Origin of the sequence: Chromohalobacter sarecensis, from assembly GCF_023061135.1 — a bacterium.
GTDB lineage: Bacteria > Pseudomonadota > Gammaproteobacteria > Pseudomonadales > Halomonadaceae > Chromohalobacter > Chromohalobacter sarecensis.
This window is the reverse complement of the sequence record NZ_JAKGAN010000008.1, coordinates 19,480-38,609: the sequence shown is the minus strand read 5'-3', so window position 1 is coordinate 38,609 and position 19,130 is coordinate 19,480. Positions and strand designations below refer to the sequence as shown.

The window sequence follows — 19,130 nt, the reverse complement described above, 5'->3', positions numbered from 1 at the left end:
GGGGTTACTCCTTGGCCGCGCCGTCATCGAGCAGGGTGAACCAATCGATCAGCTCGAATTGGCCGTCGTGAATACGCGTGGCCCACACGGAATCGCTCGCTTGATGATCCTTGGAGCCTAACGTCAGTGACTTGCCAATACCGAGATCGACATCGCCCAAACCTTCCAGGCCATCGACGAGCGCCTCGCGGTCGGCATCGGCGCCAGCCGCCTCGAGCCCTTTGATGAATAGCGACGCCGCCAGATATCCTTCCAACGAGACGAAATCGCCGCCGGCGCTGTCATCCTCGGCTTTCAATGCCTCGCGGTACGCCTTCACGCCCGGCAAATCGGCTTCGTACGGCGGCACCACCTGAGTCACAATCACGCCCTCAGCCTCTTCGCCGAGCTCATCGAGCAGGGCCTGACTGCCCACGAAGGAGACATTGAGGAACAACGCATCGGGCAAGTCCTTGCGGGCTTCGCGGATGAAATCCGCCGCCGGTCCGTAGGTGCCCACGATGATCACTGCACGCGGCGTGACGGGCGCTTGCAAGACATTGGCGAGGCCGCGATGAACGTTGCGCGTGCCGCGCGTATAGCGTCCATGCGCCAAGCGTTCAGGGCGGGAATAACCGTGATTGGCCAACGCGCGCAACGCGCCCTGGTAACCGGCATCGCCGTAACCATCGGCCTGGGTGAAGAAGGCGATTTCTTCGGGAGCGATACCCGCCATCAGCAAGCCTTCGATCATCGTCGCGGTTTCCTGGGCGTAACTCGCGCGATAGTTGAAGACATAGCGATCCGGCGGAGACTGACGCAAGACGCCGCTGCCGGTGAACGCCCCGATCAGCGGCATCTCATGCTCGAGTAGGATAGGCAGGTTGACGATGGCGGTGGGCGTGCCGACATTGCCCAGCATCGCCAATATATCGTCGTCTTCCAGAAGCTCGCGTGTCGCCTTCGCTGAGCGCAGCGGCTCATAACCGTCATCGCGTGTTTCCAGCGTCAGCGTTTCGCCATGCACGCCGCCCGACTCGTTAGCCTCGGCGAAACGCGCCTCGATGCCCTGGCGCATCCCCTCGCCGAGCGATGACGCCGCCCCGCTGAAGGGCGCAACCATCCCTACCTTGACCTCCGCCATCGCCGGCGTCGCCATCAACGCGAGCGATAATACGCCCGCCAGCGACACTCCGGCCGCCAGCCACCTATATTGCACCTTCATGTATCCCTGCCTCTTGATAGTGATGCGTGCTATCGCGGGTACCCAGCGGTTTGCCCACGACCTTATGCAGTCACTTATCGGCAGTAGATCAGAAAAGTTGAATCGAGAAACTTGGCCCGCTAACGCTTACAAAAAACGTTCGGCGCGGAAAGGCCCCATCTCGATGGCCGGCACCTCGCCTTCCATCATCGTGGCGAGGAGTTGTCCAGTCGCCGGCCCTAGCGTAAAGCCTTGATGGGCATGGCCGAGGGCGAACCATAATCCCTTGTGGCGTGGCGCCGGGCCGATGATGGGCTTCATGTCCGGCGTACACGGGCGTGCGCCTTTCCAGGGGCGCGACTCGAGGCGCTCGCCGAGCGGGAACAAGCCCCGCGCCGCGGTTTCCGCCGCCTCGAGCTGGGCATATCCCGGCGGCGCATCGCGCGGCGCCAGCTCCGCGCCGGTGGTCAGACGAATGCCCGCACGCATCGGCGACAGCAGATAGCCGGTCTCGGCATCCAGCACCCAATGGTGCAATGTCGCCTCGTCACGCGTGGCGTAATGCATGTGATAGCCACGCTTGACGAACAGCGGCAGGCGGTAGCCCAGCGTGGCCAGCCACTCATCCGCCCAGGGCCCTAGCGCCAGCACGATATCGCGAGCCTCGAAGACACCGGTGTCCGTGGTCACGCGCCAGCCCTCACCATGGCGTGCAATCGCCTGAATCTCGCCTTGCAGGCATTCTCCACCCTCAGCCTCGAAGGCCCGCGCGTAGGCCGCCACCAAGGCACCGGGATCGGCTACGCTCCATGGGTCACGCCAATGCACGGCGCCGATGGCCTGGGCATCCAGATCGGGTTCCCGCGCGCGCAATTCACGCGCGTCCAAGGCGTCATGCGTCAGGCCGAAACGCTCGCCCAGCGTTCGCGCCTCGCTGAATCGTGCTTCCAGCGCCCCCGGGGTACGGAAGACTTCCATCCACCCATCGCGGCGGATTAGCTCCTCGGCCCCCGCCGCCGCGATCATCTCCGCATGCGCCGTGATCGAGAGTTCGATCAGCGAGGCATATTCGGGGACGATCCGTGCATAGGCCTCGGGCGCGCTGTGCTGCCAGTACTGCCACAAGGCGCGCCCCGCTTGCATCACCCCACGTGGCGTGTAACGAATATCCACGCCCCGGTTGCCCAGTACACGGCGCAGGGTATGCATATCGTGCGGAAAGGCATGCGGCGCCACCGCCTCGCGCTGGATGATGCCGGCATTGCCGTAGGAGGTTTCACGACCCGGCGCGCGACGATCCACCAGCCCCACCCGGCGCCCACGTCGCGCGAGATGATACGCCACACCGACGCCCACCATGCCCGCGCCCAACACCAAGGTATCGTGCTTCATCGTCGCTCCTCTTTCATGTTCGCACCGGGCGCGGCGTCATAGGCAACGCGCGTCGTTCATCATGCGGTTCTTGCCCTGAGCCTTGGCGTCATAACTCGCGGCATCGGCGCGTTTCACCATCGCCTGGGCATCGCTGTCATCGGCACTCAGGCACGAAATACCCAGGCTCGCGGTGACACGGTAGCGCTTGTCCTTGCGTAGCACCGACAACTCGCTTACGGCGTGGCGCACCTCCTCGGCGATACGCATGGCTTGTGGGTTGGCGCAGCCGGGCAACAGGATGGCGAATTCATCACCGCCCAGACGCGCCAGATGATCGTCACGGCGCACACAACTTTCCAGACACCGAGCGATCGCACGCAGCATTTCATCGCCCAGGGCGTGGCCGCCCTCGTCGTTGATCGGCTTGAAGCTATCCAGATCGAAAAGGATCAACGACGCCGTTTCACCATGCTCGCGGAAACGCTGGAAGGTCTCTTCGAGACGCCGCTCGAAACCGCGCCGGTTGAGCAGCCCGGTCAGCGGGTCGTGCTCGGCTTCCCAAAGTTGACGCTTTTGCTGCGCGCGTAGATGGGTAATGTCCTTGACGAAGCCCACCACGCCTTGCGGCTGCTCGCCGTTCATCACCTGGCTGGTATAAAGCTCCAGCCACATCATGCCGCCATCGCCGCACTCAAAGCGCAACTGGCGATGCAGCTCATGGCCACCGTCCACCGCATCGCGCCATAGCGCAAACAGCAACGGGCGGTCCTCGGGATGCAGGCGGCGCAACCAGGCACGATGCCGGAACGACGCCGCCGACAGCCCCGTCAAAGCTTCCAGGGCCGGATTGACGTAGCTGATGCGCCCCCCGAGATCGGCCAGAAACATCGGCAACGGCGACGAGCTCAGCACCGCATCGAGATAAGCCTGGCGGCTGCGTCGCTCCGAACGCTCGCGATTGCGCTCATACTCCACCGTATTGAAGGTCTGGGCGATACGCTGCAACTCCTCCAGCGAGGTATCCAGGGAAATGCGCGGGATCTCTCCTCGCCCCACCTGCGCGATCTGACGCGCCAGTCGCCGCAGTGGCGAAAGCCCCAGATGCAACAACCACCACAACAAGGGCAGCATCGATAGCACTACGGCCACCGCCACCCACCATTGGCTCCGCACGTAATCGATAATCGGCTGACGCGTCTGACTTTGCGGCAGGAACACCCCCACGATCCAGTCCGGTTCCCAGACCTGATGATAACTCATCAACGCCGGCTCGCCGTCAATGAGACGACCGGTACCCGTCCCCTGCCAGCCATCCAATGCCTGCGCCAGCACCGGGCTCTCCAGCGTGGAAGGGATATGATGCATGATCAGGGACTTATCGGGATGGCTAAGCACCGTGCCATCACTGGTCATCAACACCGCATAGCCCTGCTTCCCGATGCGCAGGCTGCGCAGGTCGAGGAAGAAGCGCCCGTCACGCAGATTGACCACGCCGCCCAGCATGCCTTCGAAATGGCCCTGCGCATCCGTAAGCGGGACTCCCATCACTACCAGCGGTCGGCTATCGTGGAGTTTACTGATGATCGGGCGACCCACGAAGGGGCGCCCCACTTGCTGAACGAAGCGAAAGTACTCGCGGTCGGCCACATTCAAGCCCACCGCGCCCGGCAGTGACGGCGTGAAGCCCATGACATCCCCCTCAGCATCGACGACGAATGCCGAATCGAATAACTCCAGCAGCGCCGTGTGGTCGCTCAAGCGCGCCTGCACGTCGTCGTCGCTGTCTTCGGTCAGCGGTACATCGCCCTGCAGCGCCCCCGCTTGCGAGGAGGCAATAGTATTAAGCGTATCGAGTCGCAACGAAATGGATTGCTGAATATCGCGCGCGATCAGCGAGGCTTCGTAATCCAGGTGCGACCGATTGATCTCCTCGGCGAGATCGCTGCCGCCACGCAGCGACACCCACAGGATGGCGATGACCAATACAATCCACCCCACCCCGGTGCCAAGGACCAAGCGCCCCAGTAGCGTTTTGGGTAGCAACGTTTTGGATAGTCGCCTCATGCGATTTAGCCATGTTCGCATTATGCCTTGCCGGCCCCGTGTCATTGTTGAATGATAGGCGACAAGCGTATCCCAGCGGCTCCAGCGCGCAAACCCCGCGCGCCTCACAGCCCCTTTGCGCAGTAGGATTTTCATCCCGGCTGGTAGTACCACGCCAAGGCGATGACAAAAAAACGCCGGTGCACGAGGCACCGGCGTCAGGGGCAGACACGGTTGAAGGGTAAGATGTCCGTCAAGATGGTGGAGCACATGAACACTACGAGTGCTGTAGTTATTCTATAAACCAGGAATAATAGATCCTACAAATTTTGCTGCATACACAACCACATCAAAACTTTCTGTAACACCCAAAGGACCAGAAACAAGGCCAAACAATACAACAAAGGCAACTAACCTCACCCTATCTTCGAAAAATGACAGTACACCTTCCCGAATAACCTTGTCCCTCAAAACAACAAAGCATATTGACAATATAATATTTGTGATAGCCAATGACCACCACCTAAAATGATCCTGACCCAAGGGATAAAGGGCTAAAGGAGATAATGATGCTATAAAAATAAGCTTAACCCTTATATCAACCTGGCTACGTATTGACATGTAAAGCTTATACATCATATACGCAAAAGGCATCATGAAGAAAATAAGAGCCCCATGATGTACTATGCGTGGAAAACTAAGGCCAAGCCTTATTGTTCTACTGACATTTTCTTCAAGAGAAGAGTTATGGATAACAACAAGAGAACTACTCATCACCCTATCACCATAAACACCTCTCAAGGCTTCCAGGTGATCTTCAAACCCAAGCGCACTATATTCTCCACGCGTAGAAACCAAAAATGTCATGAAAAATATGACTGTAAAACTAACACCCTGACAAACAACCCCCTTCCTAGAGGGGTCAATGTAGTTCCAAAAAACAAGAGAAAGAGGCAGTATCATAAAAAGTGCAGCCTCATGCAATAAGACTGACAAAGAGAGCCCTGCAACAACAATAGCAAAAGTTGCATAAACACTTCTTTCAGCAAGAAATTTTATCGACAAGATGATCAGTATAAAAACTATATATATGATCAGATCAAACCTTCCAACATCAAAAGCAAAGTGCTGCAAAGTCGCAGGAGAAGTAGCAGCAAAGATCAAGAGTAAAAAGGCACCAAACCTCCTCCCATAATCTACGTAAGGCTTCGAAACAAACAAAAAAAACAAAAAGGAAAGCCCCCCAAGGGATATATATGAGAAAAAATTAACAAAATCATATGAAACATGGCCTACAAGGGTCTTTAGAGAATCCCCGACAATCCCTCTTTTTACAAACCCTTCGTCATAATTAAAAAGGTAATGAGTATAATTCCAATCACTCAAGTAACTCGTACCATTAAAAAAAAGATGGGGGTTCGACCTGACCCAGACAATCAGCGCCACAAAAGAACACGCCAGAAATAAACTTATTTTTCCGACATCCCTAACATCCCAAGCATTTGATTTAATATCCACTCTTCCCACCTAAATAGAAGAAACAGAAAAAACTCCCCTTTCGAAAACAAACCCATGATCCACCAACTTAAGCATAGGCAAGTCTCCCTTAGAGTCCCCATACGCATATGTCAATCTTCTACTATCCAACTTAGAAATAATTATTCGCCTAACCTTCTCTTCCCCATGACAATTCTTTCCCTGAATCTTCCCTGATACATAGCCCTTCTTGCCAACTTCTAGCTCTGTGCAGATCACCGCCGAAAAACGCTCTCGCTTAGCCCAAGACTTCAGGTAAACATTCATCGAGGCACTCACCAGTACGCACTCATGCCCTTGGGCCTGGTGCCACCTGAGACGCTCCATGCCTTCTGGGCGAAGCATGGTGGGGATCACTTCTTCACTGAAACGCTCTCCCAGGGCAAAGAGTTCATCAATGTGGCATCCCCCTAAGTACTGTTTGAGCACGATTTGCTTGGCAATATCGTTACGCAGTATCTTCGCATAATAAGCACCGAGTACTGGGCTCAGCAGCGCAAGCTTGGCGTAATAGGTCGGTTTGCCAACGACGAACTTGAGAAACGGCATCAAAGTATCCCCGGTCGTCAAGGTGCCATCGAAGTCAAAAAATGCGACGGGACGAGTATCGAACTCAGGAAGCTGATTCATAACGACATCCGTTTAAAGATAGCTTCAGGGATATGCCTGATGATCAGCATGATGCCCCACCAGAACCACGGCAGGTACACTTCGCCTTTGCCCTTCTGCATGGCCTTGATGATGCCCTTGGCGATCTGCTCGGGCTTGGCCCACAGCGGCCCACCTTTATCGAGCTCGGCGGTCATAGGGGTATCGACGAAACCGGGCTTGATGGTGACCACGTCGACATTGCTCTTGGCCAGCCGGTTGCGTAGGCCCTGGAGAAACAACGTGACCATGCCCTTGGCGGCGCCATAGACATAGTTGCTCTGCCGCCCCCGATCGCCGGCCACCGAGCTGATCACGGCGATCACGCCGTGCTGTTGCTGCTCGAGCTGGTTGGCGAGCAAGGTCAGCAGATTGATCACGCTCAGGGCGTTGGTTTCGATCTCCTGGCGAGTCAAGTCGGCGTCCGACTGACAGGCCTGCTGGTCCGGCAGCGTACCGTGAGCGATCAGCACGCCATCGATGCCGCCCAGCACTCGCTCGCCAGCATCGATAAGTCGAGCATGTTGATCGCTGTCGGTTAGATCAGCCGCACACCCATCGATCTGCTGTTGGTCGCTGGCCCGAACCTTGAGGTCATCGATCAGGGCCATGAGCTTGTCATTATTGCGTCCCACACAGTAGAGGGAGGCACCCTGGGCGACCAGTTGCCGGGCTGTCTGCTCGGCAATCGCGGAGGTCGCGCCGAAGAGGATCACACGTTTGAGAGAGTTCATGAGGTCACACGTTTCCAAAATCGGGAAGAGAAACCGGGGTCGACGTAGTTGCTGAAGGCTTCCCACTCGGGATAGCCGGACTGGAACAGACTCGCGGGCATGCGGGCATCCTTGCCGGGGTAGAGGGTGCCGCCGGCCTCACGCACGATGGCATCCAGGTCTGCCAGCAAGCGCAGGGTCTTGTCACCCCGATTGGGGAAATCCAGTGCCAGGGTGGTACCGGGGCGCGGAAACGAGAGCATCCCCAACGAGGGCTTGCCTCCGAAGGTCTTGAGCACGGCGAGAAACGAGCCTTCCCCGCGCTTTGCAATGGTATCGAGTAACGCCGCGGTAGCCGCCTCGGCCTCGCGAGGCGGGATCACGCATTGGTACTGGTAGAAGCCACGCCGCCCATAGATGCGGTTCCAGTCCTGAATGGCATCCAGCGGGTAGAAGTACGGCACATAGTGGGTCAATGCCCCCTGGGGCTTCACCGGTTGCCGGTAGTAGAGGGTATTGAAGGCTCGCAGGCTCAGGCCGTTGACCAGTGAGAACGGTGGGTCGACGGGAATACGCTTACCGCCTTCCTTGAACGCCGGCAGCTCCGCCTGTGCCGACGCGTGCTGGCCAGCCAGCAGGATGCCTCGACCCTGCGCCTTGCCCTTGGCCAGGCAGTCGATCCAGGCCACGGTATAGGGCCATTGGGCCTCGGCACGGCGGTTAATTGCCCAGAATTCCTCGAGGTTGGCAAAGCGCTGCGACTCGATCCACATCCAAGGGTTCTGGATAGGGATCAACTGAAGTTCGACCCAGCGAATCAATCCTGTCAGGCCCAAACCGCCGATAGTCGCCGAAAACCAGCCGTTGCCGTCCTCGGGCCGACATTCGATGACGCTGCCATCGCTGCGCCACAACTCCAAGGCGCGTACGTGATGACCGAAGCTGCCCACGGCATGGTGGTTCTTGCCATGCACGTCGTTGGCCACGGCGCCACCCACCGTGGCCAAGCGCGTCCCCGGCGTACTGGGCAAAAACCAGCCTTGTGGCACCACCAGAGCGAGGAGCTCGGCCAGGGTGACGCCCGCCTCACAGCGCAGCACACCCTGCTGCGGGTCGAACTCAATGAATCGGTCTAACCCTCGGGTAAGCAGCAGCGTGCCCTGCTCGGTCAGGCATACATCACCATAGCTACGTCCATTACCGTGGGCCAGTAACGGCCTGGGCAGGCTGTCCGGAACGCCAGCGGAGCGTTGGGTCAGCGCATGGACCGCGTCGGGAGCCACACGCGGCAGACGGTTCCATGAACGTGGAGCGATCATGCTGTCTCCTCTGCAGATGATTCACCATGACGGCTATGAATCAGGGCCACCAAGCCGATCATCACCGCAAACCACAGCGTTGCCAGGCGAATGAATACGGTCGCCGCGATAGCGGCGGGCATGGTCATGCCCTTAAGGACCAGCAGCGAAACCATCACCGCTTCAGCGCTCCCCAGCCCCCCCGGTAGGAAGCTCAACGCGCCGGCCAGCATCGACAGCGCATAAACGAAAATGGCAAACGACAGTGAGATGTCAGCACCGAGCCAGCCCAGCATCCAGTAGAAAGCCAGTGCCTCGGCGCCCCAGGCGACCACGCTGATCACGGTGGCTACGCCTAAAAGGCCGGGACGATGGCAGCGGCGCGCGCCCCCCAGCATCTCGCTGACATGGGTAACCAAGGCCATCAGCTTGCCCTGGCGAGCCGAGGCCCAACGGTGCAGCCGGTCCAGCAGGGTTTGGCTCGATAGGCAGATCAGCACCACCACAATCCCCAGCACACCAGCGAGCACGATGCCCCGCGCCTGGGGGTATTGGGCCAGCCCTACCAGGGTGAGCAACACGATGGCCACGAGGTCGGAAAGGCGCTCGCTGATGAAGGCAGCAAAGGTCGCCGGAAACGGTACCCCACGCTGCTTGAGCAGTACGCCCCTGAAAGCCTCCCCCGCCTTACCGGGCGTAGTGGTCAGAGCAAAGCCACTGAGATAGATTCGCAGGCTCGGCGGCCAAGCCACGCAATGCCCCAGCTGCGACAAGTAGAGCTGCCAGCGACAGAACCGCAGGGCGTAGTTCATCAGCGACAAGCATAGAGCGATTAGCGTGCCTACCAAGCCAATCTGCACGAAGGCGGCTACCACCTCATTCCAGCCTCCCCACAGGGAAAACGCCAGATAGCCCGCAGTCGCTGCCACAATGGAGAGGATCAACGCCCGCAGCCGCCACCCTTCCAGGTAATTGACCCTCACCATCATGTTAGTACCCATAGGGTCGACCCTACCCAGCCGACGACCGTGACCAACAGGTGGCGGTCGATAACCAGGTCCTTGGCCGTATCATTGCCTTTGGACTTTTGATGCAGCAGGTAAAGATAGCGAAAGATGCCATACACCACGAAGGGTAAGGTGTAGATCAATCCATCGCTTCCATGCTGGGCGATCGTCTTTGGGGAAACAGTATAAAGGCCGTAGGCAAGCACCGTGCATGCAGCCGTGACAGCAATGAACTGCTCGAGCATGGCCGGACTATAATCATCCAACACACGGCGGGTCAGCCCTCCGTTGCAGTGCTCGTTACTTTCAAGCATCAGTAGTTCGGCGCGTCGCTTGGAGAAGCCTAAGAACAATGTGACCATCAAACCGCACAGCAGCAGCCACGCGGACGGCGCGATGCCTAACCCCACCGTGCCGGCCAGAATGCGCAGCATGAAGCCGGACGAGATCAAGAATACATCGAGGATCACGATGTGCTTAAGGCGCCAGGAGTAAAAGATGTTGATTACAAAATAAGTTGCTACAAACAGAGTGACCCAGCCGCTAACCAACATTGCTAGCATCATCGATGCAGCTATCAGCCCACCAAGCAGTCGTTTGGCCGCACGGGGGGAAATGGCACCACTCGGCAAGGGACGACGACACTTCACCGGATGGGCTCGATCCGCCTCGATGTCCATGATGTCGTTGAGTACATAAACCGCACTAGCCATGCAGCAGAACGCCAGAAAGGCCAACAGCGCTTGAGAGAGTGTGAAAAAATCCCACTGATGGGCAAATAATGGCCCGACTAGCACAAAACCATTCTTGAGGTACTGGTGTGGCCTTATCAACTTTATAAGCGAACGCATATACAGAAACCCCGCTACGGCATATTGATTTATAATTTTAATTATTCGCATCCTAACTTCTATAAATTCGCTCACAATAAATAGTCTCAATATTATTGCGTGAAATATAATTACCCAGAGCCTTACAAAGCAGCCCACCTCACTCCGGAAAATCAATAGAGATCTTTACCTCAGGATCCGGCTAGTATTTAACTACTAGCAGTGCGTGCCTCGTCTATTGCACGGTGTTGCAAGTTAGACATTCTCGAAGAGTCAGAGACTAACATTTTATGCATTTTTATAATCATAAAAACTCTAAACGCAAGAACATTACCATCGACCGATCGACGAGCTACCGTGTTACGCAGCCGGCTCTTTATTGAGGTAGGTAAAAGCGAACTTACCAGTCCTTTCACATCCCATCTTCTTGGCTTATCATTCCCAACTTTTATTTCGCTGATAATTCTATTTGCAAAGCCAGCTCCGAACAAACCAGCCGAATAATTACTGTTTATCTCTGATTTCATAAGGTCGACACACCCTTTATCTCGGAGTATATCTTTAGGGCTAGCATTTGCGACCTTAACGGCAAATGGAACCCTCGGCTCCATAGATTCAACGATATTCTTTAACAAATATTTATCCGTCCTAAGATCATCCGGGAAGCTTCTAACGGCATCCAGAACTGACCTGGAAAGCAAAGGGTTTATTTGCTCTAAATACGAACATTTGATATCAGACAGGGCCGCAAGAACGGTAGGAATACGATACTCTTGGTGAAGCCGATCTCTCCATGCGTAAAATGCTTCCCCTTCTTTCTGGAGTAACTCAACTGGCATTTCCTGAGGGGGAAACCCAAACTCATCAGCAATTTGCGACAAGTTTTTGTAGTCGGAACACAAACCACAACCGACTAAGTTCCTAACGTTCAATTCCGATGAGACTGGGTACTCTCCAAAGCCTTCATCACCTCTAATGACTCCATGCACCCCCTCATCATGGAGCTTTTTCCAAATATCCATACCATCCATGTACCCAGCAATATGATCAACACGGCCTTCACTGCAAAAAAGGAATCGGTCAAAAACCACTTCGAGCGGCTCTGGAGAAACATCTGTATGGTAATATTTATGCTGAATCCCCACGGAACGAGCCAGTTCCTTAGCCACATAGGCATCATTGCCTTTTTCATACTGCGATTTCTCTAAGCCCCACGTGATCGCCTTCAGATTATCTGGAGCTCCTATGGTATTTTTTATAAACAACAAGATTCCGCGACTATCATAACCACCGGATAGCGGCAGCACCCATCGCTCAAAATCGATTTTCTTAAAAGACTCTACAGCTTGACCGATCGAATCAGCCAATAACTTCTCATGGTCTGCCATCTTACGATCGACCACAGAAAAATTAATGGGAGTTTGGGTGATAGAAGCAAGCCATGATTTCTTATCAAGCGATAAATAACTATCGACCGGCAGGCGCTTAATCCTTTTATCCCAAGAAAGCTGCGGACCCAGCGAGCCTGTCGATAGCATCCACGGAATCACTCTTTCATCAAATTCAAATGTTCCAAGAAACATGATTATTGCGCGTTGCGACGTTGATGCAACAAAAATCTCTTCATCATGGTAATACCAGACCGTTCTGGTCCCAACACAATCGCTTACCACTTCAAGCTCGAGCTCATCGACCCTAAATAAGGCATAATTACCATCTGGATAGCATGTTCTTGGTTTATCCCAACTAACTTTATTTTTTTCATACAAAAACCCCAGAAGCAAGCTCACCCCCGACTCTTGGAGGGCACCACTATCCATGCATACAGCATATGCCAAATCATCTTCGACACGTACTACATGAGGTTTAGGTACCGCGATATTATCCGGAACAAGATGATTACAAACGTCATATAGCTTTTCTTTGGTACTGGCATTGAAACAAGAGTTTCGGCTGCAGGCGTATAACACTTTGGACATGGGACTTCTCCTTGTTGGTGCTGTATTTATTACTTAAATGCAGGGTTAACCCCTATAGATAATTTGTCATCGGAGGGCCATAAACTTACCTCGGGACTTAATAGCACGGCTTATTAACTTCTTCTTGCATCACGGTCCCACCTCACCGCACACAAATAAATCCACAGCATCACTCCGCTATAAGCAAAAATACCAATGATAGAAAATATTGCGACTGCCCAGATGTCACTATTTAACCAATAGAACCCAAGCAAAAAACCAGCCACTTTCCCACCGGTACTTAAGACCTCATAAAAAAGCAAACCACGCTGAATACCCAAAACAGGAACTGCGGCGTTACTTGGCTTATTGACTAAATTAAAAAAGAAGAAAAAAGCCAACCATCGAGCATATTCTCCCGCCACACCCCATTCAGCTCCAAACACCAAACTAAATATCCAAGGGCCAAACAATACAACAATTGAAAAGGGTACGATGCTAATTGCAGCTAGCACACCTGTAGCTCGCAAGATGTGTTTAGAAATTTCCTCACTATTATGGGCCGCTTCCGTAATTCGCGCATAAAAAACATCACTGACAGCCATGCCAATCAAAGCAGTCGGCATCCCCATCACCATTGTGCTGAGCATGTAGAATCCTGCAGCGGACGGACCAAAAAAAGCAGACAACATCAACACCGGCAAACTTTGCGATGCGGCGTTGATCGTAATCTGTGGAGCTCTATACAGTGGAAAATCGCGATGGCGATGAGCCAGTTCGATGATCCCCAGACTGGGGGCCTCTAAAGGTTCACTGCGATTTATCGTAGTGCGCTTCCGAATTCCTATCCACATCAGCAACGCGTGCAATATACTTCCCAAAGATGCCAACACAATGAGTACAGAGCCGGTGGGGTGAACGAAGCCAAGCAAGGCCCTGGCACTATTCAGTACTCCTGAATTTGCTAAGGCGGAACGAGCAATCACTCCGAATTCTTTTTTGCGTATCAACCACTGCTGAGCCATCTGCATCCAGGCAGCGAACAATATCGCCACGGGTAGCAAGTAGATTAACCTGCCCACGCTTTCTATTTCCAACAGCGAAATAGCTACAGCTCCCCATAACCACAAGCCAACAGCCATTAAAGTCGCAATAAAGACGGAGATATAGGCACTCAATCGTAGAAGCCCAATGGCTTCTTCATCTCGTCGTGGCAAAACGACAGAAATCGGATAGGCAAGCGCACTGAAAGGAGTTGCCACACCCAGTATTGCAATAAAAGTACCTTGCACACCGTATGCTTCAGGACCATAAAGGCGAGTAATCAGCGGTGCAAAAGCCATCGTGATCGCCTGCGCTCCTGCCGTTCCGGTGGCAACGACAGCAACGCTTCTTACAAAGCGGCTGCGCCATACTTCATGGGTTTTCTGTCGCAATGTAATAACTAGATTAAGCATGCGTATCTCTGCCTATCAGAAAGCCCGCCTGACTCAAGGGGCTGCGAAAGAAAATAAGATGCCGAGTGTTTTTATCTTGTAGAATCAGCATTTTCCTACCAAAACATGCTTCAGAAGAACCACTCGCCATAGGTGAAAGACGATCCCTGAACGCCGCCTGCAACGGCTCTGTCCGTATCGAGCTGAACGGAGAACGCACCACAAGACCTGAACCAACAGGACAGCCTGCACAGTCATTCAAAAGCATAAAAACAAGAGCTAACGAATTGCTTCCAAATATTTTTTTGCGACAGTTTCAACTGTAAACTCATTGGCACGCACTTTAAGTTCTTCTGAGCTCCACGCACCAATGTTACTTACATGTTTAACTATCTCCGATGAAAGTCGTTCCGCATCACCACAAGGCACTAATACACCATACTTGCCATTAGCAAGTATGGTGCTTGGTCCACCTGGACAATCTGTACTTATAACGGGCGTGCCACATGCCAATGCTTCCACTATTACATTCCCAAAGCCTTCCCAGTCAGAAGACAAAACAAACAAATCTGCAGCCTTGTAATATGGGTAGGGATTATCTTGGAAGGCAACAAAATCAACGCTATCTTTAACACCCAACTCACTTGCCAGTTTTTCTAGATTATTTTTTTCTTCACCTTCACCAAGAATAACAAGCTTAATGTCAGGAACCGACTTGACAGCCAAAGAAAACGCACTTAACAAAAGCGCTTGATTTTTTTGAACATCAAGACGACCAACGTGCAAAACAACGCAAATATCAGAGGAAGACAACCAGTCATGACATAAAACATCTCTAGCCCTTTCATTTAAATCATCATTAATCACCGGATTACCAATAACTTTCACATGGCTTTCCGGCACGATCTTATTAGTGATCAGATCTTTTTTGGTATCTATAGAATTTGCAATAACAATATCTGCACGTCGATAAGAAAACCTCATAAGACACTTGTAAATCAACCTACGACGCCAGGGTTCACGCCTGACGGCTTCCATTGTATTAGCTTCACGAAACAAAACTTTTATGTTATTAATTATCGGAAGAGCTAGTCCGATAAAGATATTTGCTCCTCTCATAACAGATAGTATATATTCTGGAGATTCATCCTTTATTACTTTTCGCAACTTCAACCAAGCATCATAGCGTAATCGCTTAACATTAAGATCAATCAACTTGATGGAGCTATTGACTTGCCTACGATATGGACCGACTCCTTCAAAGACTACCAGACAGACATCTAACCCATTTTTAGTGTAAAAATTTGCCAAATTGACAGCTATTCTTTCGGCTCCCCCACCTGCAAACGAGGGTGTAACAATACAAATCTTCACGACTTATTCCTTTAATTTGTATAACATCAAAAGCCCACCTCATCGTTTAGCAGCGCATATACCGAATTGTAAGATCATCATGTGGCACTACTTACCCAGGTGACCTAGGTTGCCGCAGCCATCTTTAATTTAATAAACTTTAATATTTATTTGTAAGCAGCAGGATTACCTTATCTATTGGATGGCGTCACTATTCATGCCACACGAACTACAAGTATCAGAGCGCAGCTGAATGACCGCGTTCGGACTTCTCTGGTGAGGTCGTTACGATGCAGCGCGGTTGGCGCGTGCGGTATCAATGAGGTAGATCTTCGGCAAGGCGTTGGCCAAGCCGCCAGGCTTGCCGAGACTGTCGCGTCGCACCACGCGTTTACTGGGGTAGCCGTCAGGGTTGCGCGACTGCCAGCGCCAGGTATCGGCGATCATCTCGGTCAAGCCACGCTGGGCTTTCCAGCCAAGCTCATCCGCAGCCAGCGACGCATCAGCCCAGCATTCGGCGATGTCCCCATCGCGGCGCGGTACGATGCGATACGCCACGTCGCGCTGCGAGACCATCTCGAAGGCACGCACCATCTCGAGCACCGAATAACCCTGGCCGGTACCCAGATTCCAGACATTCACCCCGGGGCGATTCGCCAGCACCCTCATCGCCGCCAGATGCCCCTCGACCAGATCCATGACATGGATATAGTCGCGCACCCCGGTGCCATCCGGGGTGGGGTAATCGGCGCCGAAAATCGACAGCGCCGGCAGGCGTCCGATCGCCACCTGGGAAATGAACGGCAACAAGTTATTGGGCGTGCCCGATGGATCTTCACCGATGAGCCCGCTGGGATGCGCGCCCACAGGATTGAAGTAGCGCAGCAGCGCGATCGACCAGCGCGGATCGGCGCGCGCCAACTTGCGCAGCACTTCTTCGACCATCAGCTTGGAATGCCCGTAGGCGTTGGTCGGCTGTCCAGTGGGTGCACTCTCGCTCAACGGCATGCGCGTGGCATCACCGTAGACCGTCGCCGAAGAACTGAACACCAGACGATGAACCCCCGCCGCCATCATGGCCTGACACAGCGTGATGGTCCCCGCGACGTTGTTCTCGAAATACGCCAACGGCTCGTTGACGCTCTCCCCCACGGATTTAAGCCCGGCGAAGTGCAATACATCGCTGATCGCGAAGTCCGCAAAGATATAATCCAACAGCGAACGCTCACGTATATCGCCTTCGATAAAGGTCACTTCCTTGCCGGTCAACTGGGAGACGCGTTCCAGCGACTCGCGCGAGGCGTTGCAGAGGTTGTCGATCACGACCACGTCGTGGCCGGCCTCCATGAGCCGCAGCACCATATGCGAACCGATGTAACCCGCGCCGCCCGTCACTAATATCGTCATCATGCCTCCATTTTCACGCGTTGGTGATTCATCAAGCCCGCCTCCAGGCAGGCCAGATATCCCGCCACGACGATGTCCTGCGAGAATTCCTTTTCGGCGCGTCGACGTGCCGCCACGCCTACGCGGGAAAGTGCCCAGGGCGTCATTACCAGACACGCGCGCATGCGCGCCGCCAGCGAGTCGACGTCCTTGACGCGACACAGCCAACCGGTTTCGCCATCGGCCACGGCATGGCGGCACCCCGGCACATCGGTAGCGATAGTCGGCCGCCCCATCGCGCCCGCTTCCAGCACCGTGCTCGGCATGCCCTCGCGATAGGACGGCAGCACCAGCACATGCGCTTGAGCGATCCAAGGGCGCACATCGTCTTGAGCGCCGACGTATTCGACGACACCCCGCGCATGCCAGGTCTCGACCTCGTCATCGCCAATAGCCGTGCGATTGCTGACCCCCTTTGGGCCGACAATCAAAAAGCGTGTCTCGGGATGGTCACTGCGCACCTGCTCGGCCGCCGCGACGTACTCACGCACACCCTTGTCGCCCAGCAACCGAGCGATAAGTACAAAGGTGAAGGGTCCTTCCTGGGGCAGCGGCGTGAACGCAAAGCGCGACACATCGACCCCTGCGCCGGGCAACATCGCCCAGTCGACCTTTTGCAACATGCCTTGGCGTTCGAAGAGCGCGCGGTCATCAGGATTGAGGAAAAACACTCGTGTTGCCCCGGTATTGGCGACGCCATAGAGCCGTCGTACCTGGCGAAACAAGTGGCTGTCATGCAGGAAAGCTGTCCCCAGGCCGGTGATGGTATTGGCATACGGGATTCTCAGGGCGCGACACGCCAGGCCCGCATAGAGGTTGGCCTTGATCGTGAAGTTGAAAACGAAAGCCGGGCGCAACTCGCGCAACTGCCCGTACAACCAGAACAGGCACTTTCCTTCCCGTGCAGGGCCGGTGCTTTTGCCGTCCATGGGCATGCTGTGAAGGGTGACGTCGAACTCATTGAGCAAGCGTTGCGAAAAGTCGTCGTCGGGCACCAGGCACACCACGCGAAAGCCACGCCGCTCAAGCGCCTTCAACAACCCCTGGCAGAAGTTATAGAGGAACCAGGACGTGTTGGAGACCAGTACAATCGTTTTATCGTTCATGAAAACAACTCCTCTGCAGTGGAGATCGTCTGTGGGGCATGCTTTTAAGACGCGTTCTTGAAGACACGTTTTTAGAGACACAGGGCCCCGGCCCTCACGCGAAAGCGCGTTGGCAAGCAATGATCAAGTGTCGTGAAGACGAGTGGCGCGTGGGCGGCTAGCGCCTAGAGAGCTAGGTCGATGGGGCTGTCACCGAGGCCTGCTCATGACGCATCAGTACATCGTTCATCGACATAGAACGCATGCCGTATTCGATGGAAAGAACCTGGAAATAGCCGATGATGGCGGCGAGATCACGCAGGTGAGCATCGGTAGCCTGACCGAAGTTGTGCGGATGCCACCACAGATGAAATATCTCGCCACGCTTGGCAGCACGGCGCATCGCCTTCTTGATGCGTCTTAGTCGCAAGGCATCCAGTTGCGGCACCCCACGGCGCGGGCGCAAAAACATGCTGGCCGGAATATTCAGCGGGTCACCCTTGAGGTCACGCCACTTGATGCCGTGATGGCCTGTCAAGTTGCTATAGCTGTCCAACAGGCGCAACGCACGCCGAGGAATCGTGTCACGCTGATGCCGGGAGGAGCCCATACACTGTGGATTGCCGCGATAACAGCGAAAACCCACCTCACGCATCGGTGCCAGATAGGCCTCGTCGACCTGATTGCGCGGCAAGATCAACGAACGAGGGCGATGCCCAGCATGCTCGGCAATGGCCATCGCCGCCGTGAGATCGGCTTTGAAGTCTTCTGGCGTCTGGCCATCTTCATGGCAGTAGTAATGCGAAAAGGTATGCGAGGCTACCTCTTGACCTGGTGTTTGCGCGATCAGATCGATCAGGGAACGTCCGTAATGCAGTGGATCGCTTGCCTCATCATCACCGATCTCCTGCCGATAGTTATCACGCGCCGGATTGGTATAGCGCGGACGCCGCACGGGAGAGAAACGCGTCAGCGTTTCGCGGTCCTCAGCGAATAGATAGCCCACCGTGGCCCAGGTTGCACGGATATGGCGTTCGCGGAAGAGATCAAGCATCGCCGGTATCGCACGGCGCGCACCAAGCAATTGCCGCACATACGGGTGCTCGGGCGTGGTCACGATATCCGACATGCCCCAGTGCAATTCGAAGTCCAGAGATATCACGAAGGCCGGCGGACGCAGCGGCTCGCCCTCAGATCGGGCTAAATAAGTCATCCAGTTA

The 19,130-nt window shown here is 54.7% G+C and carries 15 protein-coding genes; all 15 read right to left on the bottom strand.

Annotated features, from left to right (window positions below):
* Positions 1–4 precede the first annotated feature (4 nt).
* On the bottom strand, positions 5–1,204 hold the full coding sequence (locus L1071_RS12855) for an ABC transporter substrate-binding protein (protein WP_246975488.1): 1,200 nt from the start codon (positions 1,202–1,204) through the stop codon (positions 5–7).
* A gap of 126 nt (positions 1,205–1,330) precedes the next feature.
* On the bottom strand, positions 1,331–2,575 hold the full coding sequence (locus tag L1071_RS12850; RefSeq protein WP_246975486.1) for an NAD(P)/FAD-dependent oxidoreductase: 1,245 nt from the start codon (positions 2,573–2,575) through the stop codon (positions 1,331–1,333).
* Between the two features lie 36 nt (positions 2,576–2,611).
* Positions 2,612–4,621 carry a sensor domain-containing diguanylate cyclase gene (locus tag L1071_RS12845; protein ID WP_246975484.1) on the bottom strand — a complete coding sequence of 670 codons (2,010 nt, stop codon included), beginning with the start codon at positions 4,619–4,621 and terminating at the stop codon, positions 2,612–2,614.
* A gap of 276 nt (positions 4,622–4,897) precedes the next feature.
* Positions 4,898–6,118, bottom strand: a complete 1,221-nt coding sequence (locus tag L1071_RS12840; protein ID WP_246975482.1) for a hypothetical protein — start codon at positions 6,116–6,118, stop codon at positions 4,898–4,900.
* A gap of 9 nt (positions 6,119–6,127) precedes the next feature.
* Positions 6,128–6,766, bottom strand: coding sequence for an HAD-IB family hydrolase (locus L1071_RS12835; RefSeq protein ID WP_246975481.1), 639 nt, complete (start codon positions 6,764–6,766; stop codon positions 6,128–6,130).
* A complete protein-coding gene (locus L1071_RS12830) occupies positions 6,763–7,518 on the bottom strand; it encodes an SDR family oxidoreductase (protein WP_246975479.1) in 756 nt (251 codons plus the stop codon). Before L1071_RS12830 ends, L1071_RS12835 begins: the two co-directional genes overlap by 4 nt.
* Positions 7,515–8,816 (bottom strand): FAD-binding oxidoreductase, encoded by a 1,302-nt coding sequence (locus tag L1071_RS12825; protein WP_246975477.1) that lies wholly within the window; start codon positions 8,814–8,816, stop codon positions 7,515–7,517. Before L1071_RS12825 ends, L1071_RS12830 begins: the two co-directional genes overlap by 4 nt.
* Positions 8,813–9,796 (bottom strand): lysylphosphatidylglycerol synthase transmembrane domain-containing protein, encoded by a 984-nt coding sequence (locus tag L1071_RS12820; RefSeq protein ID WP_246975474.1) that lies wholly within the window; start codon positions 9,794–9,796, stop codon positions 8,813–8,815. Before L1071_RS12820 ends, L1071_RS12825 begins: the two co-directional genes overlap by 4 nt.
* Positions 9,781–10,653 (bottom strand): decaprenyl-phosphate phosphoribosyltransferase, encoded by an 873-nt coding sequence (locus tag L1071_RS12815; protein ID WP_246975472.1) that lies wholly within the window; start codon positions 10,651–10,653, stop codon positions 9,781–9,783. The genes L1071_RS12820 and L1071_RS12815 overlap by 16 nt, the downstream gene beginning before the upstream one ends.
* Positions 10,654–10,841: 188 nt before the next feature.
* On the bottom strand, positions 10,842–12,611 hold the full coding sequence (locus L1071_RS12810; RefSeq protein ID WP_246975470.1) for a hypothetical protein: 1,770 nt from the start codon (positions 12,609–12,611) through the stop codon (positions 10,842–10,844).
* A 113-nt stretch (positions 12,612–12,724) separates the two neighbouring features.
* The gene (locus L1071_RS12805; RefSeq protein WP_246975468.1) at positions 12,725–14,047 is read right to left on the bottom strand and encodes a lipopolysaccharide biosynthesis protein; all 1,323 of its coding nucleotides are present in this window, start codon (positions 14,045–14,047) and stop codon (positions 12,725–12,727) included.
* A gap of 258 nt (positions 14,048–14,305) precedes the next feature.
* Entirely contained in the window at positions 14,306–15,400 is a 1,095-nt protein-coding gene (locus L1071_RS16275) for a glycosyltransferase (RefSeq protein ID WP_246975466.1), read from the bottom strand.
* Between the two features lie 264 nt (positions 15,401–15,664).
* Positions 15,665–16,786: a UDP-glucose 4-epimerase GalE gene (gene galE / locus L1071_RS12795; RefSeq protein WP_246975669.1), complete on the bottom strand. Its 1,122-nt coding sequence runs from the start codon at positions 16,784–16,786 to the stop codon at positions 15,665–15,667.
* Complete coding sequence (locus tag L1071_RS12790) at positions 16,786–17,931, bottom strand: glycosyltransferase family 4 protein (protein ID WP_246975464.1); 1,146 nt, start codon at positions 17,929–17,931, stop codon at positions 16,786–16,788. The genes galE and L1071_RS12790 overlap by 1 nt, the downstream gene beginning before the upstream one ends.
* A gap of 172 nt (positions 17,932–18,103) precedes the next feature.
* Positions 18,104–19,123, bottom strand: coding sequence for a polysaccharide deacetylase family protein (locus tag L1071_RS12785; protein ID WP_246975462.1), 1,020 nt, complete (start codon positions 19,121–19,123; stop codon positions 18,104–18,106).
* Positions 19,124–19,130 lie beyond the last annotated feature (7 nt).